Here is a 19535-nt window from a genome sequence, read left to right on the forward strand (position 1 = left end):
TTATTTCTCCCTTTTCGATAAATTAATGATTTACTTTAATTACGCCTTTAATAATTTCGCTTTTGTTATTAACGGATTCATCAAACGCGCGCTGAACATCTGCATAATCGTAAATATGCGTCACCATCGATTTCACATCGAACCGACCGGAGGATATGGCTTCAATAGTAACCGGATAGCGGTTGGCGTAACGGAAAACGGTCTGAATAGACACTTCACGGTTAATTTTGAGGAAATTAATTGCGGAATCACCAGGTACTGTACCAACGATCATGATTTTCCCGCCGCGCATCACCAGATACGGCGCCTGCTTAACGGTTATGGCTGAACCGGCAGTTTCGAAAACAATGTCCGCGCCCATATCGCCAGAGAACTGCTGGCAGCGGACAATGGTGTCCTCTTTTGCACCGTTTATAACGGTTGTCGCCCCGAGTTGTTCAGCCATCGCCAGACGTTTTTCCAGCACATCAACCACCGCGATCTCGGTTGCGCCCAAACATTTACACGCCTGCAAAGTCATTAAACCAATACACCCCGCCCCAAGAATGACGATTTTCTTACCCGGTTTAACGTCTGCCAGCATTGCAGCATGCATACCCACCGCCGCTGGCTCCACCAGCGCACCTTCCAGGGTGTCCATGTTATCGGGCAATTTGTAAGTGAAACTCTCCGGATGACACAGATAGTGGGTTAGCGCGCCGCGGTAGTTGGGCTGCGTAGCCATAAAATCGACGTCCGGGCAGATATTATATTTCCCTTCCAGGCAGTAGCGGCAGTGACCGCACGGTACACCGGGTTCAATATTCACCCGATCACCCGGTTTAAATTTGGTTACACGGTTCCCTACCGCCACCACCGTACCGGCGCATTCATGCCCCAAACCAATTTCCTGATTAGGATCTTTCGGCGGAATAAAAGGACCTGATTCAAAACCGTGAACATCTGAACCGCAAATCCCAACGTATTCAACTTTGATCAGCACTTCATGCTCATTGGGCACCGGAATATCAGCGGCGATAATTTTCATCGTACCCGGCGTTTTTAATATCGCTTTCGAGTTTTTCATTTTATTTCCCGTCAATATTATTTGCTGGTAACTGCATCAATCCCGAGACTTTCGACAGAGACGCCTTTGGTTTCAATTCCGATGGTAGCAATGGCAATGGCGACAATAATGGAGACCGCACCTAGCAGTACAAACACCCCTGTCACGCCGTAACCATTAAGTAATACTGCGACTGCATAAGGTGCGGCGATACCACTGACACGCCCGACAGCGTTGGCCAGTCCCGAACCGCGAAGTTTCGCTTCGGTCGGCCATATTTCCGGAACGTACACAGCGGAGGCATAACAAACATACATATAAACAAAAGTAATCAGGAAAAAACCGATTAATGTAATTAGCAGCATACTGGTTTGCAGCGAATAGATATAACCCAGCACAGCAATTAACACTAATAACCCCACCCCCATTGTTTTTCTCGGAATTTTATCCATTACCAGCATGGCGATAAAAATCCCAAATGGCGCACCGAACATGCTCATGGTATTTAAGACAATGGAGTCTTTCAGATTAATACCCTGGGTCATAAATATTGTCGGTAGCCAGTTAATTAAGGTGTACTGAACGACGTTCATGGCAATCAGAACAAAAGAACCCAAAATAACCCGCTTCAGCAATACACCTGTTAATAAGGCGGAGTACGGTACAGAACGAGGTTGTTTACCATCATCCTTTATCACGACTGGCGGAAGAGGCTTACCGGTCTGTCGAATAACACCTTCTTCAATTGCCCGCATCACCTTTTCGGCTTCCTGGTAGCGCCCGCGAGACTCCAGCCAGCGAGGCGACTCAGGGAAACTGCGCCAGGCAATAACAGTTGCTATGAGAGACAGCACCGCAGGAATCAACAGCTGTACGCGCCAGTTCCATTCCGCGCTGATAAGTGGCGTCAGCCCCATCGCGATCAGTGAACAGAGCGGATAAGACCAGTTGCCGATAAACGAGACCCGACTCGACCAGGTGCCACGATTTCTGCCAGGCATATATTCGGTAAACCCGGCAAATAAGGTGACCAGCAGCGCGCCTAATCCAACTCCCATCACAAAACGACAGGCGATCAGGAAGGTCATATTGGGTGAAAACGCACCAACGATCATAGAAATAATATGAATCGCTTCATACAGAATAAATGCATTTTTACGCCCGATCTTATCGCCAATAATTCCCCCACCGAGCGCACCGAGAAACATTCCAGCCGTCGTAATGGCAGAGAATGTGGCGGTGGTGGAATTATCAGTCCAGCCAAGTTCTTTTAATTGCGCGAGAATTAATCCGCCGACGGCATTACTCCAGCAAACCAGTAATCCGAAGGCAACCATGGCAAACATAGACGTATGCCAGCGACAGTCAGGCAGCCTGTCCAACCTCGCGCCGCAGTGTGGTTTTGCTATCTGTTCCATCCGGGAACCTTCCTTTAATAAATGGGGTTATTCATCAAAGTCGTAGGTCATGATGACCTTAATCGCGGTCTTATCGACCATCGCGTCAAAACCTTCTCGCCATTGCGATAAGCCGATACGGTGAGTGATCATCGGTTTGACTTTTATCGCACCGCTAGCGAGCAGGCGAATAGCATTGCGCCAGGAAGTGGAATCGTAGGCCATATGACCAATGATGCTTTTATTCCACGCAGTGATGTCGTTAATAGAAAAATCGAGAGGTTTGAAGCCCATCCCCACGCGGACGACTTCACCGTTAGGACGCAGCATTTCGATAGATTGTTTCAGAGCTATATTGGCACCGGAACATTCGATGACCAGTCCCAGATTGTCTTTCCCGCAGATCTCCTGACAACGTGCGACCACATCTTCGGTTGAACCGTTGACGACAGCCGTGGCCCCCATTTCTTTGGCTATCGGGAAACGTACCGCGACATCGTCTTCCAGCCCGACCATCACGATATTAACGGCCCCCATAATGCGCGCCATTTGTACCGAAAAAAGTCCCAGCGGGCCGGTACCAAAAACCACCACATCCTGACCCGGAAGAAATTTGGATTGCTGGGCGATAGATTTGTAGGCATTGCAGATGGGATCGAGTACAGCCGCCTCTTCATAATCAACGCCTGTTGGGATTTCCCACAGCGCATGACGGTGAATTTTGAGGATCTCCCCAGGGACCAGACAGTATTTCGAAAACCCACCTCCCCAGGTATTGTTATCCAGACCTAAATTCACCTTTTCTGTACAACAAAGAAAATCACCTTGTTCGCAAGACGGACAAACGCCGCAGACGTGCCCGCTGTTGTCAGAAACCACTCGCTGACCGACTTTCCAGTCCTTAACCTTATCGCCAACCTGCACAATTTGGCCGGCAAATTCGTGACCACGAATCGAATTGAACTGGTCGGACCCACTGTCGACATTGTAGTGTTTCATGTCCGCGCCGCAGATAGCTGCCGCCTTGATTTCAATCACTACGTCATCCGGGCCGCATATCGGTTCCGGGACATCAATCATCTTGTAGCCGCCAAAGCTCTTGCCAAATCTTGCCAGTGCTTTCATTGAATTTTCCTTTGTGTTTAGTTTTGCATCACCTGGCATCATACTTATCCATATAATTTTTGAGGTCAACACAAAATCTTTAAAACACAGATCATGATCTGCATTTCACAACTTAGATCACAAATAAGTGCCAAGATGAATTGAAAGCCAAAGACACAGCAGCCGCTTGGTTAAAATGACGTGAACACCTTCGCATTTTTCCTGTTATGAAACTGTTAACCTGCAGGTGCTGTTTTTTTCGCCACGCCATTTCCGTGGCGTGTTTGCTTGTTTAAATGTCAAAGAGGAACACCGATGAAACTATTGCCTTTGTTGGCAGCATTACCCCTGCTTTGCGCCAGCGTTGTTTCCGCCAGTTCACTGATGTCAGTTGGCTACTTCAATGGTGGCGGCGACGTCACTGCCGGTCCTGGTGGCGACATCAATAAACTGGATGTTCGTCAGATAACCCATCTCAACTATTCGTTTGGCCTTGTCTACAACAACGAAAAAGACGAGACCAATGACGCCTTAAAAGACGCCGGCAAACTGCATCAGATTTGGCTTTCACCGAAAGTGCAGGATGATTTACTGAAAATTCCACAGCTGCGTAAACAAAATCCGAACCTGAAAGTATTGCTTTCCGTCGGTGGTTGGGGGGCACGTGGATTCTCCGGCGCGGCAGCAACGAAAGAATCGCGCGCGGTGTTTATTCAGTCTGCTCAGGAGATAATTGCGAAATATGGCATTGATGGCATCGACCTCGACTGGGAATACCCGGTCAACGGCGCCTGGGGACTGGTCGAAAGTCAACCGGCCGACCGAGCTAACTTTACCGCGCTGTTAAAAGAGCTCCGCGCCGCATTGGGGCATAAAAAACTACTGACTATCGCCGTGGGCGCAAATGCGGAAAGCCCGAAAAGCTGGGTGGATGTGAAAGCCATTGCGCCATCGCTCGACTACATAAACCTGATGACCTATGACATGGCTTACGGTACGCAGTATTTCAACTCGAACCTGTACGATTCGACACAATGGCCGACAGTCGCCGCGGCGGATAAGTACAGCGCTGATTTTGTGGTCAACAACTATCTTGCTGCCGGTCTAAAAGCGAGTCAGATGAACCTGGGCATTGGCTTTTATGGTCGCGTACCGAAACGCGCTGTTGAGCCTGGCATTGACTGGAGCAAACCTGACGCACAGAAAAATCCTGTTACCCAGCCCTATTTCGGGCCCGCGCAAATTGAATTGTTCAAATCACTGGGCATCGATCTGAGCAAAGATACCTATGTGAAGTACAACGACATTGTGGCGAAATTGATCAACGATCCGCAGAAGCGCTTTAGCCAGCATTGGGATGATGAAGCAAAAGTACCGTGGCTGTCAGTGCAGTCTGTGGATGGAAAAGCGCTCTTTGCCCTCTCTTATGAAAACCCGCGCTCGGTAGCGATCAAGGCTGACTACATCAAGAGCAAAGGGCTGGGAGGCGCCATGTTCTGGGAATACGGTGCGGATGACCAAAACCAGTTGGCGAAGCAGTTAGCCGATTCGTTAGGCATCAAACACTGATCCCAACGCCTGACACAATAGGTTATGATTATCGCATTCTGCTGCGCCAGCTTTTGGCGCAGCTTTTCATTTTCTACTGGAGGCATGAGCTTTATGGCTTTTATCCCTAAAAATTACGCCCGTCTGGAAGTCGGTTACCGGGAAAAGGCGCTTAAACTCTTCCCCTGGGTCTGCGGACGTTGTTCCCGTGAGTTCGTGTACTCAAATTTGCGCGAATTGACGGTACACCATATCGATCACGATCACTCCAATAACCCGGAAGATGGTAGCAACTGGGAAATGTTGTGCCTGTACTGCCACGATCACGAACATTCCAAATATACGGAAGCGGACCAGTATGGTTCAACGGTGGTTGCAGGCGAAGATGCGCAGAAAGCGGTGGGCGAAGCGAAATATAATCCGTTCGCCGATCTGAAGGCGATGATGAACAAGAAATAACTTCAACTGCGGGCCCGACATAGATGTTTGCCGGGCCTGAGTAATCAGGATTTAAACGTCGCAATGGGTTCGGGCGTAATACCAAACTCCACTTTCAACTGCTGCTTACTCTTCATCACCATCTCACCATTGGTATCAATCGTCATATGCTGCGCGTCAATATTGTTTCGCGCCTGCCATAACATCACCAGCTGTAAGCAGTTCTCTTTTTGTTCTGCCGTTAGCGCCACGCCATCCGGCCATTTTCCGAGTTCAACGGCAGTTGATAAGCGCTGATAAACTTCCGGCGTCATGCTGTTGATCATCTCATCAAGATTCATGTTAAATCCACTCTCCGTAGAATAATTTGCTGAATCGTTTCTTCAGCCTTTGGTCTGCTCACCGTTTTCACCATCGGTGAAGTTCAAAGAGGCTGAGTTAACGCAGTAACGTTCACCGGTAGGTTGCGGACCATCCGGGAAGACATGCCCCAGGTGCGCATCACAGTTACCACAGCGGATTTCAATGCGCTGCATACCGTGTGAAGTATCTTTAATGTAACGGATAGACTCTGCGCTGACAGGCTCGTAAAAGCTGGGCCAGCCGCAGCCAGAGTCATATTTTGTCTCGGAACGAAATAGCGGTTTGTCACAGACCAAACAGTGGTAGATGCCGTCACGCTTGTTGTGCAGCAAACGCCCGGTAAATGGCGGTTCTGTCCCGTGATTCTGCGTCACGTAGAACTGCATTTCGGTTAAATTTTTTTTTAGTTCTTCTGGAGAAGGTTGATTAGCCATTTGCTCACATCTCGCTTTATCTAAACTCACATCGCGAGACAGATTCTAACAAAACATTAACACCAGAGTGCGAACTTTTGTTCTAAACTTGATCCGTGCGAAATGGCAGCCTGCAATTCGTGATCACAATCACGTTTTTATCTTGATTGCCCTTTAAAATTCGGGCCGCCGACCCCATGTGGTTTCAAGCCCAAAGGAAGAGTGAGGCGAGTCAGTTGCGCAAAGCTTAAGCAGCAGATTGATTTGTCGCAATGATTGACACGATTCCGCTTGACGCTGCGTAAGGTTTTTGTAATTTTACAGGCAACCTTTTATTCACTAACAAATAGCTGGTGGAATATATGACTATCAAAGTAGGTATCAACGGTTTTGGCCGTATCGGTCGCATTGTTTTCCGTGCTGCTCAAGAACGCTCTGACATCGAGATCGTTGCAATCAACGACCTGTTAGACGCTGACTACATGGCTTACATGCTGAAATATGACTCCACTCACGGCCGTTTCAACGGTACCGTTGAAGTGAAAGACGGTCATCTGATCGTGAACGGTAAAAAAATCCGTGTTACCGCTGAACGTGATCCGGCTAACCTGAAATGGGACGAAGTTGGTGTTGACGTAGTAGCTGAAGCTACTGGCCTGTTCCTGACAGATGAAACCGCTCGTAAGCACATCACTGCTGGCGCGAAAAAAGTGGTTCTGACTGGTCCGTCCAAAGATAACACTCCGATGTTTGTTAAAGGCGCTAACTTTGACAAATACGAAGGTCAGGACATCGTTTCTAACGCTTCCTGCACCACTAACTGCCTGGCTCCGCTGGCTAAAGTTATCAACGACAACTTCGGCATCATCGAAGGTCTGATGACTACTGTTCACGCGACCACCGCTACTCAGAAAACCGTTGATGGCCCGTCTCACAAAGACTGGCGCGGCGGCCGCGGCGCATCCCAGAACATCATCCCGTCCTCTACCGGTGCTGCTAAAGCTGTAGGTAAAGTACTGCCAGAACTGAACGGCAAACTGACTGGTATGGCGTTCCGCGTTCCTACCCCGAACGTATCTGTTGTTGACCTGACCGTTCGTCTGGAAAAAGCTGCTTCTTACGAAGAAATTAAGAAAGCAATCAAAGCTGCTTCCGAAGGCCCGATGAAAGGCGTTCTGGGTTACACCGAAGACGACGTAGTATCTACCGATTTCAACGGTGAAGTTTGCACTTCCGTGTTCGATGCTAAAGCTGGTATCGCACTGAACGACAACTTCGTGAAACTGGTATCCTGGTACGACAACGAAACCGGCTACTCCAACAAAGTTCTGGACCTGATTGCTCACATCTCCAAATAAGTTGAGATGAAACAGTAATCTGTAAGAGCGACTCAGGTCGCTCTTTTTTTTGCCTGAAGATACCCGTCATACTTCAAGTTACCGGTGTGTTGGCAATGCTCTCTCACCCGAATCACTTACTTCTGTAAGCTCATCGGGATCGTTCACTTGCCGCCGTCCTGCAACTCGAATTATTTAGGGTAAAAAAAAGGATTGCATAATGATTAATAAAATTTTTGCACTTCCGGTAATCGAACAAATTACCCCGGTCCTCTCCCGCCGCCAGCTTGATGAACTTGAGATTCTTGTGGTCGATCATCCACAGGTTAAAGCATCTTTCGCACTGCAGGGCGCACATCTTCTTTCCTGGAAACCCAACGGCGAAGAGGAAGTCCTGTGGCTAAGTAACAATACCCCGTTTAAAACCGGCGTAGCGCTGCGTGGCGGCGTACCAATTTGCTGGCCGTGGTTTGGTCCGGCTGCTCAGCAGGGCCTGCCTTCTCATGGTTTTGCCCGCAACCTGCCATGGACGCTGAAAGCGCACAACGAAGACGACAATGGCGTGGCGCTAACGTTTGAATTGCAAAGCAACGCTGAAACGCGTCAGCTATGGCCGCACGAGTTCTGCCTGCTGGCCCGTTTCAAAGTAGGTGCCACCTGTGAAATGGAACTGGAAGCCCACGGTGAATTTGAAACCACCTCTGCGCTGCATACCTATTTCAACGTCGGTGACATTGCGGCAGTAAAAGTCAGTGGACTTGGCGATCGCCTGATCGACAAAGTGAATGATGCTAAAGAAGATGTGCTGGCTGATGGTATCCAGACCTTCCCGGACCGCACCGATCGTGTCTATCTGAATCCGCAAGCGTGCAGCGTTATCCATGATGATGCGCTCAACCGCAATATCGACGTCGTCCATCACCACCATCTGAATGTCGTGGGCTGGAACCCGGGCCCGGCGCTGTCCGTTAGCATGGGCGACATGCCGGATGATGGCTATAAAACGTTTGTTTGCGTAGAGACGGCTTACGCGACCGCGCCGCAGAAAACCCGCGAAGAAAAACCATCACGCCTCGCACAAACTATCCGCGTTGCTAAACGCTAAAATTGTGTCAGTTGCCTGACGGAGCTTGCGCCTTATCCGGCCTACCAAACATTGCGTTGGCCGGATAAGAAGCGTGAGCATCGCCATTCGGCAAATCAGGCCATATCCAGCGCCGTTTTACCCTTTGGCGCTGGATATGCCTTATCTAACTGCTTCAGCTCATCAACAGAGAGCGTTATCTCCAGCGCGGCGGCATTTTGTTCGACATGCGCTACGCTTGCCGCTTTTGGAATCGCCATCACGCCCGGCAGACGGATCACCCATGCCAGCAAAATCTGCGCAGCACTAACATTGTGCGCGTGCGCGATGTCGTTCACCACAGAGTGAGAAAGCAAGTCACCGCGCAATCGCCCCGCCTGAGCCAGCGGACTGTAAGCCATGACCGGCATCTGCTGCTGCTGGCACCACGGCAGTAAATCATATTCAATACCGCGCGATGCTAAATGATAAAGCACCTGGTTAGTGGCACATTCCCGCCCACCAGTGACTTGCCATAATGCCTGCATGTCATCGTAATCGAGATTAGAGACGCCCCAGCGGCGGATTTTCCCCTGCGCAATGAGTGCTTCCATGGCATCAACGGTCTCAGCAAATGAAAAACTGCCCGTCCAGTGGAGCAAATAGAGATCCAGATAATCGGTTTTTAGTCGACGCAGGCTCGCTTCACAGGCGGCAATGGCTTTCTGACCACCGGCATTCCAGGGGTATACTTTCGAGACTAAAAAAGCGCTATCACGACGCCCGGTTAATGCTTCACCCACTACCTCTTCCGCTGCACCATCTGCATACATTTCGGCGGTATCAATCAACCGCAGACCGAGATCCAGACCAGCCCGCAGCGCTGAAACCTCTTCCCGGCGTCGGCCAGGATCCTCGCCCATGTACCATGTTCCCTGCCCAATAGCAGGCAGCGATACCTGCTTTGTAAACATCACCTGTTTCGCTGTCATCGCACCCTCCTGTGTTAATGCACCACAGTAAAGCAAAACAACTGGCATGTGTCCTGTTAGGGTGCACAAATTGCACCTTCTAAGATTGGAAGTTGACCGCTATGGCAACGGCAATAAAAAACCCGGGAACAAACAATGCGCCCGGGCCAAATGACAGAAAATCTAAACTGCACTGCGGTTATTTTAAGCGACCTAAATATTTCCCCTCTTTCATCGCGTTAATTTTCCCGTTTTTATAGACGATGACGGAAATCAAGCCCGCGCTATAAGACTGAGCGTCTGCATTGTTCTCATCATTTGCCGCAGCTTTGCCATTAATATAAGCAATACCATCAGCGCCACGTTTAAAGTCTACGCCCAGTTTATTCACATGCACGGGTGTGATTTTACTGGCGTGCACCGGAGCATTAGCATCGCTGACCATCGTTTTATGTTCATGCTGTAACTGCTGACGGTAAGCCTCGCTGATGGCATAGGCTGGTGCAGCCGCAGATGTTGCGACCAGTGCAGCGATAATCATTAATTTCTTCATAAGTTACACCTTAATAATTATTGTGTTTGTGGTGATGACTGGAATTAGTATCATTTGAGTTATATACGTTTTGCGCGTTCTCCATAGCTTGTTTTTCAGCTACGGCATTGATTGTCGCCTGACGGTTTTGCTCAGCGATATAGCAGGCATCGCGGCTCACGCCCTTGCTTTCGCAAGCACTCATGCGTGAAGCCTCGGTGGAACATCCCGTCAGAATCCCACCCATCACTGCTATCATGATTAACTTTTTCATTATCTCTACCAGGTTTATTCGCAAGAAAACCACATGACATTTAATATCAGAGCCATGCAGCGTTACTGTCTTTACTTATTAAGTTGGAGTAATATCTGCAATCGCTTATTTAATGTCAATTTTAATTTTTTCAGATAAATACCTAAAAGATGTAAAATAAAAATTAACTTAATGATTTTATTTTTTTCAAATGAAAGTTAACTTTCATCGTTACACAAAAATAATAAAATAGTTATCTTGCTATTTTTAGTGGCGAGAGTTTCACGATAAAATTATACCGTGATTATAAAATAGAATATTATCAATATATTGCGAAACCAGAAATCACTCTCCCAGAACAATGATTCGTGAAACTGTACAGATACTCTTCCATTCACAAACGAATAGATTTCAGTCTCATCAAACAACAGGTTTAATTTTGGTAATTGCGGCAGGAAAAATACGTTAACTATTTGTTGCGGCCGATGTAATGCCAAAACAGCACAAAAAATCAAATCACATGTTTTGGATCAATATTCATCTCTGATATGCACAAAAAAGCCCGCATCTCTGCGGGCGAGTGTTTGACACGCAGTGGCATCAGAACTTGTAGGTAACACCCGTTGAAATCAGACCAGTCCAGGATTTATCCACCATCGGGCTGTCTGTCACTTCATCAGACAGGCGGGTATAACGCGCAGTACCGTATACGCTCCAGTTGCCCAGGAAGTTATAGTTTGCGCTGAGCTCCAGATACGGGTTCCAGGAGCTTTCAGGATCGTAGCTACGCAAGCCGCTACGGGCAGATTCATGGCGTGAAACACCATAATAGTATTCATTCTGGTTTTCACTGTTCCACTCGACACCAATCCCCGGAGTCAACGTCAGACCGCCATTGGTATAGCGGTATAACCACGCCAGATCCCATACAATACCATTGCTGTTATCCAGCGTGTCCCCTGCAAGGCTGGTACGCAGGAAACCGTATTGCGTGTTGTGAATGTAAGAAAGGCCAGCCATCATGGTGCTCTTACGTTTATCCAGACTACGCAGACGGTTGTCGTCGCTGTCACCCGGTTTGAAGTACATTGGCGACCAATAGGCCATCACCGACAGCTTATCGATATCGTCATTCCACAGGTAGTAACCACCGCCCAGACCACGGAACCAGAAGTTATCGCTTTCATAACTCACAACCGGGACCGGGTAAACGTCACTGTCGTAATCTTTGTAAGGGTGCTCAACCACACCAACGCCTGCGCCCAGCGTCAGGTTGCTCTCTGCCTGTGCGACGTTAGCGGAAGTGGCAATAAGCACGCTAAGTGCCAGAAGTTTGAGTTTGGTCACAGTCAATAATTCCTTATTTAAATGTGTAGCGGTCAAAGTTTAACCGTCAATACGCTTCAGCCCAACTATTTTACGGATTCGCCCCAGAATGTAACCCCCTAATTTCTCAGCGAGTGATGACATTTTGCTTGCAGGACAGTGAACACCGCATGAATCCTGCCCCATATATTTACAAAAGACATGCTTTTTTTGCTGATGAGTTATTGATATGCCATTGAAATTCATTTGCGCACACAGGCAAGTTTTGCAAATGCCATCTACGCTTAATTTTAGAAGGTGTATCACCGAATACGTTGATCTCCTGACCACCACAATGGCATGAGAGTTGCTTATTTCTTCAGCAGCGACGTCGTTCAGTTTACCTCTTCAGGGGCCTCTACTATTCATATGAACGGCTCTTAACATGTGCTAAAAAAACGAAAGGACGGCATACCATGAATATATTCGATCACTATCGCCAGCGTTATGAAGCTGCCAAGGACGAAGAGTTCACGCTGCAGGAGTTTCTTACCACTTGTCGGCAAGATCGCAGCGCTTATGCCAATGCGGCAGAGCGGCTATTAATGGCTATTGGTGAGCCTGTCATGGTCGACACTGCCCACGAACCTCGTCTTTCTCGACTCTTTTCGAATCGGGTGATTGCACGATACCCCGCTTTTGAAGAGTTTTATGGCATGGAAGAGGCCATTGAGCAGATTGTTTCTTATTTGAAGCATGCGGCTCAGGGTCTGGAAGAGAAGAAGCAGATTCTGTATCTGCTGGGGCCTGTGGGAGGGGGGAAATCATCTCTTGCTGAGCGACTGAAGTCGCTGATGCAGCGAGTACCGATTTATGTCCTGAGCGCCAACGGCGAACGTAGCCCGGTAAACGATCATCCGTTATGCCTGTTTAACCCACAGGAAGACGCGCAGATCCTGGAAAAAGAGTATGGGATCCCGCGTCGTTATCTCGGTACGATCATGTCGCCCTGGGCTGCAAAACGTCTGCATGATTTTGGCGGGGACATTACAAAATTCCGCGTTGTCAAAGTCTGGCCGTCTATTCTGGAGCAGATCGCTATCGCCAAAACGGAACCTGGTGATGAAAACAACCAGGATATCTCTGCGCTGGTCGGGAAAGTGGATATTCGTAAACTCGAACACCACGCCCAGAACGATCCTGATGCCTACGGTTATTCGGGCGCACTGTGCCGCTCAAACCAGGGGATAATGGAGTTCGTTGAGATGTTTAAAGCACCGATTAAAGTGCTGCATCCTTTGCTGACCGCAACCCAGGAAGGAAACTACAACGGGACAGAAGGTATCTCTGCCCTGCCGTTTAACGGAATTATTCTTGCCCACTCGAACGAGTCCGAATGGGTGACGTTCCGTAATAATAAAAACAATGAGGCGTTCCTTGACCGTGTTTACATCGTCAAAGTGCCTTATTGCCTGCGGATCTCCGAAGAGATCAAAATTTACGAAAAACTGCTTAACCACAGTGAGCTGACCCATGCGCCTTGCGCACCGGGCACGCTGGAAACGCTCTCTCGCTTTACCATTCTTTCTCGCCTGAAAGAACCTGAGAACTCGAGCATTTACTCGAAGATGCGCGTTTACGATGGGGAAAGCCTGAAAGATACCGATCCAAAAGCGAAGTCCTATCAAGAGTATCGGGATTACGCCGGGGTCGATGAGGGAATGAACGGTCTTTCGACGCGTTTCGCGTTTAAGATCCTCTCACGCGTGTTTAACTTTGACCACGCCGAAGTGGCAGCTAACCCGGTGCATCTGTTCTACGTACTGGAGCAGCAAATCGAGCGCGAACAGTTCCCGCAGGATCTGGCAGAACGTTATCTTGAGTTCCTGAAAGGCTATCTGATCCCGAAATATGCTGAGTTCATTGGCAAAGAGATCCAGACGGCTTATCTCGAATCCTATTCCGAATATGGACAAAACATTTTCGACCGTTATGTCACTTATGCGGATTTCTGGATTCAGGATCAGGAGTATCGCGACCCGGATACCGGTCAGCTGTTTGACCGCGAGTCGTTGAACTCAGAACTGGAGAAAATTGAGAAACCGGCGGGTATCAGTAACCCCAAAGATTTCCGTAACGAGATCGTCAACTTTGTTCTGCGTGCCAGAGCGAATAACAGCGGTCGCAATCCAAACTGGACCAGTTACGAAAAACTGCGCACGGTCATTGAGAAGAAAATGTTCTCCAATACCGAGGAGCTGCTGCCGGTCATTTCGTTCAACGCAAAAACCTCAACTGACGAGCAGAAAAAACACGACGATTTTGTCGACCGGATGATGGAAAAAGGCTACACGCGTAAACAGGTGCGTTTACTGTGCGAATGGTATTTGCGCGTACGTAAATCGTCTTAAAATAAGTGCCCGGAGGCGCATACGCTTGCCGGGCCGACAATACACATCCGTAGGCCGGATATGCTCAGCGCATCCGGCGTTACTGATGTAGCATAAAGTTGGCAAATGCAGTACGGGGGGCTTATGACCTGGTTTATTGACCGGCGTCTTAACGGCAAAAACAAGAGCACGGTAAACCGCCAGCGCTTCTTACGCCGTTATAAATCGCAAATTAAACAGTCGATCTCCGAGGCCATTAACAAGCGTTCGGTGACTGATGTGGATAGCGGCGAATCTGTCTCTATTCCGACTGATGATATTAGCGAACCGATGTTCCATCAGGGGCGTGGCGGCTTGCGCCATCGCGTGCATCCGGGTAACGACCATTTTGTGCAGAACGACCGCATTGAACGCCCGCAGGGCGGCGGCGGTGGTTCAGGAAGCGGACAAGGCCAGGCCAGCCAGGATGGCGAGGGTCAGGATGAATTCGTCTTCCAGATCTCTAAAGATGAATATCTCGATCTGTTGTTCGAAGATTTAGCACTTCCTAACCTGAAGCAGAATCAGCAGCGTCAGTTAACGGAGTACAAAACGCACCGGGCAGGTTTCACCTCTAACGGCGTGCCTGCCAACATTAGCGTGGTGCGCTCCCTGCAAAACTCACTGGCGCGCCGCACAGCGATGACGGCTGGTAAGCGTCGCGAACTGCATGCGCTCGAAGCGGATCTGGAAACCATCGCGAAAAGTGAACCAGCGCAGTTGCTGGAAGAGGAACGGTTACGCAAAGAGATTGCCGAACTACGGGCAAAAATCGAACGCGTGCCGTTTATCGACACCTTTGATTTACGCTACAAGAATTATGAAAAACGGCCCGATCCTTCCAGCCAGGCGGTGATGTTCTGCCTGATGGACGTCTCCGGTTCAATGGATCAGTCGACCAAAGATATGGCCAAGCGTTTTTATATCTTGCTGTATCTGTTCTTGAGTCGGACCTACAAAAACGTGGAAGTGGTTTATATTCGCCACCATACCCAGGCGAAAGAGGTGGATGAGCACGAGTTCTTCTACTCTCAGGAAACCGGGGGAACCATTGTCTCCAGCGCGCTGAAGTTAATGGATGAAGTGGTAAAAGACCGTTACGACCCAGCCCAGTGGAACATCTATGCCGCACAGGCCTCGGACGGTGATAACTGGGCGGATGATTCCCCGTTGTGTCATGAGATTCTGGCGAAAAAACTGCTGCCGATGGTGCGATATTATAGCTATATCGAAATCACCCGCCGCGCGCACCAGACCTTGTGGCGTGAATACGAACATCTGCAATCAACGTTTGAAAACTTTGCTATGCAGCATATCCGCGACCAGGATGATATTTATCCGGTATTCCGTGAGCTTTTTCACAAACAGGGCGCGTCAGTGAAAGATTAACTGAATCAGCACCATCCTGATAAACGACAATCCCAGCAGACGCTGGGATTGTCAGAATTCACTCAGGGAACTTCAAAGGTTACGGTAGCCGTCGCGTTAAAATCGCCACCACCAGATGGCTTGGTATCTGTCGTCATCGTCGGGTAGGCATAAAACGTCGCCATTGCCTTATTGCCAATGACCTCTGCTCCTTGCAAATTATCACCACCTAGCTTAACAGGCGTATTTCCTGAAGAATCGCTGGTGATTTTCACCCCCACCCCATCAATGGTGTTCCCATTGCTGGGTTTCGCGACCAGCACGCCATCCAGCCCTGAACCACTGCTAGCTGAGGTCGGTGAAATTGACCATTTCATCGCACCGTAGGTATCGCCAATGTCTCGTTTACAGGAAAATGTCAGGACTGTGGGTTTTGGCGTATACCCCGATGGTTTTCCCCCTTTCGTCGTAAACGTCGAACTGACGATGTTACCCAGAGGCACTTCCAGAACGACGGGACCATTACTAATTTGGCAGGACTGATCCATCCTCAAAGTACCCGATAAAAAAAAGTGAAAATAGTCATAGCCTTGGCTACCAACAACACTTTTCGAATAATCGCGGGCAGCGTACCAGCTATCAGTTGAATACGCTGAATGGATCTTGCCCCTGGCAATCTCTATACCGGTGAACGTTATATCATTGGTCGGTATTTTAGGCATATAAAAATAGATCGTACCATTACGCCCGGAAACTGTACCATTTTGATTGATATCAATAGTAAGACTACAAGTATAAGGATCTTCTGTATTGTTGTACGTGTTTACACAATCGGAGTAACTACTCATGGTCTGTATCTCCGTCACCGAGTTATTATGTTCCAGATAGGGTACAAAATAGTAACTCATGGCGTCTGCTGTATTGTCGTAGATACCTTGTCTAATAGCGACATAGAGAGGAATGTTACTCCCTACGTCTGTACTTACCTTATAATATTTAATACCGCCAAACGTTGTGGTACTGGACGTGTCTACTGCACTTGTGAAATCAACTTTAAAAACCTGAGGGCCGAAAATATTCAACGTATTAGTTTTGTTCGGAAATCTCCAATTCATAGCACCTGAAGGGGAACTAAATTCTGTCTGCTCGGCCAGCGAGCCGACAGTGCCGGTAAAAAGCTTATCCACCTGCATGGTGTAGTTAACATTTGGCACTCCCCCATTTAGGGTTGCAGAGGCTGTTACCGCAGAGGCATTTTCTGAAACAATATATAAACAGACTGCGGGTATCAGTAAAGAATAGTGACAACTACGTAGTTTTGATCTAATCAACTTAATCATAAAATGCACTCACTAACAATGTGGCTGTCACCTGCCCGGCGGTGATTGCGGTTCCCGCTTGCATATATCTGACATAATAATCACGCGGTGTCGCCAACGGAGCCTGAGGGGTAATCGGATACGTCAGAAGGCGACTCTGACCCGTATTATCTAACACGTTCTGATTATCCCGCTGGTCAAATACCGCAAAGCCCACGCCGTTATCAATACGTTGACCAGAACCGTCGACGGCCTGATTGGTAAATATGCCGGGCGCGGCTTTACCATTACTCGCCAACGCATCGAAGCTAATGCGAATGTTCGACGCGGTTATCGGAGACAATATACAGTTTTCAACTATCAACGAAAAATTTTTACTCAGGGAAGAGAGCCGTTGTTCTGAAAATTCCCCTACACCGATGGGTGATAAAAACAATACATCACTATTGAAACGGACATCGCAGGTTGTTTGAATTAGTTCACCGCCAAAATTTAAGCCATACCCACTACCGTCAGCAATAATACCGTCCGCCGCGACAGCATTCCCAGGCATAAAGTAAGGTGTCATCAGAAAGGCTAATGAAATAATTCCCTTTCTTTTCATTATCAACTCACTCACGGTAAACGCTCCAGAATATTCATATCAGATTAAAAAGCGCACGGCATACACGCTACCGCGCGCTTTTATCGGTATTACTCGTAAGCAATATTTACATAAGCAGATGCGCTAAGATCTTTACCCGCACTGTTGGTATTGACAGCGGCAGAAGTGTTAAGCAGTGAGTTTTTAGTCACTACCATTTTGGCATACAGCGGTAATTTATAGGTTTCACCTGTCTTGGTCAGGTTGGCAAGCTCGAAATATTCTAATTCGCCAGCTTTCATGCTAATGGCTTCAAGATTCGATGTTTTTGTTTGATCATCGAAAATGGCAAAACCAAGGCCAGATAATGCATTAGCTTTAAGTGGATCCACGAAAGACGCCGCGGTACCGTTAAAACCATACCCTGAAAGTGCTGTACCGACAAAATCTAGTGAAACACGGGTAATACCGCCACCACAACCCGTCAATTGTATGGACACATCTTTTACCGGAGCTGCTGTAATAACAGTATTGTCTGCTTTGCCCACAATATCGGATGCGTTGATGTTACCAAAAGCAATATCTGTCCCCCCCGCCATACCGGTAAATGCAGCACTACAGGTTGGCTGGGTCAGCGTTCCTTTGAACGTTAAATCAACAGTTGCATCTGCTGCCAGAGCAGAAAGCGGTGCGCAAAACAGAACCGCAGAGATAATTTTTTTCATTGTAAGCGTCCCTTTCTTACTGATAAGTAATATTTACAACAGCGGTGGAGTTCAGAGAACCTGAAACCATGTTGCTATACGCTGCAACGGTCGGCACGATAGTGGACTTAATATAAACACTCCGTTGTGGCGCAAATTTATCTGTGCCAGTATTCACCGTTTGGTTATCTGCCTGCATCGGATAATAGGTCCCCGTTGAATCGTCTTTCACCTCGGTCTTGAACGCCACACCTGTCGCACCACCGGTGGCAGGGATAACCCATTTACCTTTATAGGCACCAGCGGCAATATCAGTAGTACTGGTGGAACTCAAAGAAAGGGTCATGTTGTTTACAGCGACACAGTTATTCAGTTTGAATGACTGCTCAATATTCCTTGTCCCGGCAAATGCCACAACAGGCGTCACCTCGCCAAAATCATATACCAGCCCTTCAGTCCCCGTACTCAGGGTACAGGTACCACGATTAATATGGGTGCTTGCCGTAAAGTCGACTCGTTCCGCCAGTGCGGAACCACTCAGCATCGCTGCGCACAGCAAACCTGAAATAAGTGCGGCTTTCCTACCCGCCAAATGCTTATTCATAATCATTCCTTTTTAATTTTAGAGAGTTTTTTACTCTCAAATAATTTGGCAGAAAATATCCTGCCCCTCATACGGCAAGAGTGTTATAAGGCGAACACCCGCGCCGCATTTGAAAGAGTGTGTTGCACAACCCCGCTAGCGGGTATTAGTCATAAACAATATTTGCGTAAACATCTGCTTTAAGATCTTTTCCCGCACTGTTGGTATTAACAGCGGCAGAATCTTTAAGCAGTGAGTTTTTAGTCACTACCATTTTGGCATACAGTGGCCAGGTATAAACTTCGCCCGTTTTGGCCAGGGTCGCCAGTGACAAAACGGTCGGTTCACCCGCTTTGTCCGCACTAACGTAAACCGCATCATCAGTCGAGGTAGAGTCGGCATTTTTGAGTAATGCGACCCCCAGACCTGACTCTCTATCACTGGTATCACGGAAATTTACCGCTTTACGGACAAAGCCATAACCTGAAGTGGATGCACCAACAAAATTGACTTTAATATTAGTGATACTATTACAGCCAGAGAACTTCAGAGAGACGTTTTTGACTGGCGCAGCTGGAACAATCGTCCCTTCCGCTTTCCCCACGATATCAGATGCATTGAGGCTGCCAAACGCAATATCCACACCACTAGAACCAGTAAAAGAAGCCGTACAGGTTGGTGCGGTCAGCGTTCCTTTAAAGGTTAAATCAACCGTTGCATCAGCCGCCAGAGCGGAAAGCGGTGCGCAAAACAGAACCGCAGAGATAATTTTTTTCATTG

General features: G+C 48.2%; 20 protein-coding genes. 6 read left to right on the top strand and 14 right to left on the bottom strand.

What is annotated here, in order from left to right:
- Positions 1 to 22: 22 nt before the first annotated feature.
- Genes OGV52_RS14140 through OGV52_RS14150 form a run of 3 tightly spaced genes read right to left on the bottom strand, consistent with a single transcriptional unit; the run spans position 23 to position 3567 of the window.
- On the bottom strand, positions 23 to 1066 hold the full coding sequence (locus OGV52_RS14140; RefSeq protein WP_047498905.1) for an NAD(P)-dependent alcohol dehydrogenase: 1044 nt from the start codon (positions 1064 to 1066) through the stop codon (positions 23 to 25).
- A gap of 17 nt (positions 1067 to 1083) precedes the next feature.
- On the bottom strand, positions 1084 to 2463 hold the full coding sequence (locus OGV52_RS14145) for an MFS transporter (RefSeq protein ID WP_047498907.1): 1380 nt from the start codon (positions 2461 to 2463) through the stop codon (positions 1084 to 1086).
- Between the two features lie 27 nt (positions 2464 to 2490).
- Positions 2491 to 3567, bottom strand: a complete 1077-nt coding sequence (locus tag OGV52_RS14150; protein ID WP_016152819.1) for a zinc-binding dehydrogenase — start codon at positions 3565 to 3567, stop codon at positions 2491 to 2493.
- Positions 3568 to 3861: 294 nt separating this feature from the next.
- Between OGV52_RS14150 and chiD the strand changes: the two genes are divergently transcribed.
- Both chiD and yajD read left to right on the top strand, forming a co-directional pair.
- Positions 3862 to 5115, top strand: a complete 1254-nt coding sequence (gene chiD, locus OGV52_RS14155) for a chitinase ChiD (RefSeq protein ID WP_181220526.1) — start codon at positions 3862 to 3864, stop codon at positions 5113 to 5115.
- A 93-nt stretch (positions 5116 to 5208) separates the two neighbouring features.
- Positions 5209 to 5553, top strand: coding sequence for an HNH nuclease YajD (gene yajD, locus OGV52_RS14160; protein WP_003832478.1), 345 nt, complete (start codon positions 5209 to 5211; stop codon positions 5551 to 5553).
- 44 nt (positions 5554 to 5597) lie between these two features.
- Here yajD and OGV52_RS14165 read toward each other — a convergent pair whose 3' ends face one another.
- Both OGV52_RS14165 and msrB read right to left on the bottom strand, forming a co-directional pair.
- Complete coding sequence (locus tag OGV52_RS14165; protein ID WP_016152817.1) at positions 5598 to 5873, bottom strand: YeaC family protein; 276 nt, start codon at positions 5871 to 5873, stop codon at positions 5598 to 5600.
- A gap of 42 nt (positions 5874 to 5915) precedes the next feature.
- A complete protein-coding gene (gene msrB, locus OGV52_RS14170) occupies positions 5916 to 6329 on the bottom strand; it encodes a peptide-methionine (R)-S-oxide reductase MsrB (RefSeq protein ID WP_049282061.1) in 414 nt (137 codons plus the stop codon).
- Between the two features lie 341 nt (positions 6330 to 6670).
- Between msrB and gapA the strand changes: the two genes are divergently transcribed.
- Both gapA and OGV52_RS14180 read left to right on the top strand, forming a co-directional pair.
- Complete coding sequence (gene gapA, locus OGV52_RS14175) at positions 6671 to 7666, top strand: glyceraldehyde-3-phosphate dehydrogenase (RefSeq protein WP_003030697.1); 996 nt, start codon at positions 6671 to 6673, stop codon at positions 7664 to 7666.
- A 199-nt stretch (positions 7667 to 7865) separates the two neighbouring features.
- The gene (locus tag OGV52_RS14180) at positions 7866 to 8750 is read left to right on the top strand and encodes a D-hexose-6-phosphate mutarotase (protein ID WP_131348412.1); all 885 of its coding nucleotides are present in this window, start codon (positions 7866 to 7868) and stop codon (positions 8748 to 8750) included.
- Between the two features lie 95 nt (positions 8751 to 8845).
- Here the strand turns inward: OGV52_RS14180 and OGV52_RS14185 are convergent, their stop codons facing one another.
- From OGV52_RS14185 to OGV52_RS14200, 4 genes are all read right to left on the bottom strand, one after another.
- Positions 8846 to 9700 (bottom strand): aldo/keto reductase, encoded by an 855-nt coding sequence (locus OGV52_RS14185; RefSeq protein WP_047498916.1) that lies wholly within the window; start codon positions 9698 to 9700, stop codon positions 8846 to 8848.
- 178 nt (positions 9701 to 9878) lie between these two features.
- Positions 9879 to 10232, bottom strand: coding sequence for a hypothetical protein (locus tag OGV52_RS14190; RefSeq protein WP_287108675.1), 354 nt, complete (start codon positions 10230 to 10232; stop codon positions 9879 to 9881).
- Positions 10233 to 10242: 10 nt separating this feature from the next.
- A complete protein-coding gene (locus tag OGV52_RS14195) occupies positions 10243 to 10485 on the bottom strand; it encodes a hypothetical protein (RefSeq protein ID WP_019076610.1) in 243 nt (80 codons plus the stop codon).
- A 579-nt stretch (positions 10486 to 11064) separates the two neighbouring features.
- Positions 11065 to 11811: a MipA/OmpV family protein gene (locus OGV52_RS14200; RefSeq protein ID WP_047498918.1), complete on the bottom strand. Its 747-nt coding sequence runs from the start codon at positions 11809 to 11811 to the stop codon at positions 11065 to 11067.
- A 434-nt stretch (positions 11812 to 12245) separates the two neighbouring features.
- On the opposite strand from OGV52_RS14200, the gene yeaG reads away from it, so the two are divergent.
- Together yeaG and OGV52_RS14210 are read left to right on the top strand one after the other, a co-directional pair.
- Complete coding sequence (gene yeaG / locus OGV52_RS14205; protein WP_047498919.1) at positions 12246 to 14180, top strand: protein kinase YeaG; 1935 nt, start codon at positions 12246 to 12248, stop codon at positions 14178 to 14180.
- A gap of 123 nt (positions 14181 to 14303) precedes the next feature.
- On the top strand, positions 14304 to 15587 hold the full coding sequence (locus OGV52_RS14210) for a YeaH/YhbH family protein (protein WP_047498921.1): 1284 nt from the start codon (positions 14304 to 14306) through the stop codon (positions 15585 to 15587).
- 62 nt (positions 15588 to 15649) lie between these two features.
- Here OGV52_RS14210 and OGV52_RS14215 read toward each other — a convergent pair whose 3' ends face one another.
- From OGV52_RS14215 to OGV52_RS14235, 5 genes are all read right to left on the bottom strand, one after another.
- Positions 15650 to 16906 carry a fimbrial protein gene (locus OGV52_RS14215; protein WP_080981763.1) on the bottom strand — a complete coding sequence of 419 codons (1257 nt, stop codon included), beginning with the start codon at positions 16904 to 16906 and terminating at the stop codon, positions 15650 to 15652.
- Positions 16899 to 17504, bottom strand: a complete 606-nt coding sequence (locus OGV52_RS14220; RefSeq protein WP_047498925.1) for a fimbrial protein — start codon at positions 17502 to 17504, stop codon at positions 16899 to 16901. The genes OGV52_RS14215 and OGV52_RS14220 overlap by 8 nt, the downstream gene beginning before the upstream one ends.
- A gap of 74 nt (positions 17505 to 17578) precedes the next feature.
- On the bottom strand, positions 17579 to 18193 hold the full coding sequence (locus OGV52_RS14225) for a fimbrial protein (protein ID WP_287108677.1): 615 nt from the start codon (positions 18191 to 18193) through the stop codon (positions 17579 to 17581).
- Positions 18194 to 18209: 16 nt separating this feature from the next.
- A complete protein-coding gene (locus tag OGV52_RS14230) occupies positions 18210 to 18776 on the bottom strand; it encodes a fimbrial protein (protein ID WP_047498928.1) in 567 nt (188 codons plus the stop codon).
- Positions 18777 to 18921: 145 nt separating this feature from the next.
- A complete protein-coding gene (locus OGV52_RS14235; RefSeq protein WP_047498930.1) occupies positions 18922 to 19533 on the bottom strand; it encodes a fimbrial protein in 612 nt (203 codons plus the stop codon).
- Positions 19534 to 19535 lie beyond the last annotated feature (2 nt).

This window comes from Citrobacter sp. Cb041 (genome assembly GCF_030336655.1).
GTDB classification, from domain to species: Bacteria; Pseudomonadota; Gammaproteobacteria; order Enterobacterales; family Enterobacteriaceae; genus Citrobacter; species Citrobacter braakii.

What these genes read in the sequence shown, in the direction of transcription:
- gapA (WP_003030697.1), top strand. Translation starts at nt 6,671, where the DNA reads ATGACTATCAAAGTAGGTATCAACGGTTTTGGCCGTATCGGTCGCATT.
- yajD (WP_003832478.1), top strand. Translation starts at nt 5,209, where the DNA reads ATGGCTTTTATCCCTAAAAATTACGCCCGTCTGGAAGTCGGTTACCGG.
- OGV52_RS14235 (WP_047498930.1), bottom strand. Translation starts at nt 19,533, where the DNA reads ATGAAAAAAATTATCTCTGCGGTTCTGTTTTGCGCACCGCTTTCCGCT.
- msrB (WP_049282061.1), bottom strand. Translation starts at nt 6,329, where the DNA reads ATGGCTAATCAACCTTCTCCAGAAGAACTAAAAAAAAATTTAACCGAA.
- chiD (WP_181220526.1), top strand. Translation starts at nt 3,862, where the DNA reads ATGAAACTATTGCCTTTGTTGGCAGCATTACCCCTGCTTTGCGCCAGC.
- OGV52_RS14180 (WP_131348412.1), top strand. Translation starts at nt 7,866, where the DNA reads ATGATTAATAAAATTTTTGCACTTCCGGTAATCGAACAAATTACCCCG.
- OGV52_RS14190 (WP_287108675.1), bottom strand. Translation starts at nt 10,232, where the DNA reads ATGAAGAAATTAATGATTATCGCTGCACTGGTCGCAACATCTGCGGCT.
- OGV52_RS14215 (WP_080981763.1), bottom strand. Translation starts at nt 16,906, where the DNA reads ATGATTAAGTTGATTAGATCAAAACTACGTAGTTGTCACTATTCTTTA.
- OGV52_RS14150 (WP_016152819.1), bottom strand. Translation starts at nt 3,567, where the DNA reads ATGAAAGCACTGGCAAGATTTGGCAAGAGCTTTGGCGGCTACAAGATG.
- OGV52_RS14195 (WP_019076610.1), bottom strand. Translation starts at nt 10,485, where the DNA reads ATGAAAAAGTTAATCATGATAGCAGTGATGGGTGGGATTCTGACGGGA.
- OGV52_RS14230 (WP_047498928.1), bottom strand. Translation starts at nt 18,776, where the DNA reads ATGAATAAGCATTTGGCGGGTAGGAAAGCCGCACTTATTTCAGGTTTG.
- OGV52_RS14210 (WP_047498921.1), top strand. Translation starts at nt 14,304, where the DNA reads ATGACCTGGTTTATTGACCGGCGTCTTAACGGCAAAAACAAGAGCACG.
- OGV52_RS14140 (WP_047498905.1), bottom strand. Translation starts at nt 1,066, where the DNA reads ATGAAAAACTCGAAAGCGATATTAAAAACGCCGGGTACGATGAAAATT.
- OGV52_RS14225 (WP_287108677.1), bottom strand. Translation starts at nt 18,193, where the DNA reads ATGAAAAAAATTATCTCTGCGGTTCTGTTTTGCGCACCGCTTTCTGCT.
- OGV52_RS14145 (WP_047498907.1), bottom strand. Translation starts at nt 2,463, where the DNA reads ATGGAACAGATAGCAAAACCACACTGCGGCGCGAGGTTGGACAGGCTG.
- yeaG (WP_047498919.1), top strand. Translation starts at nt 12,246, where the DNA reads ATGAATATATTCGATCACTATCGCCAGCGTTATGAAGCTGCCAAGGAC.
- OGV52_RS14165 (WP_016152817.1), bottom strand. Translation starts at nt 5,873, where the DNA reads ATGAATCTTGATGAGATGATCAACAGCATGACGCCGGAAGTTTATCAG.
- OGV52_RS14185 (WP_047498916.1), bottom strand. Translation starts at nt 9,700, where the DNA reads ATGACAGCGAAACAGGTGATGTTTACAAAGCAGGTATCGCTGCCTGCT.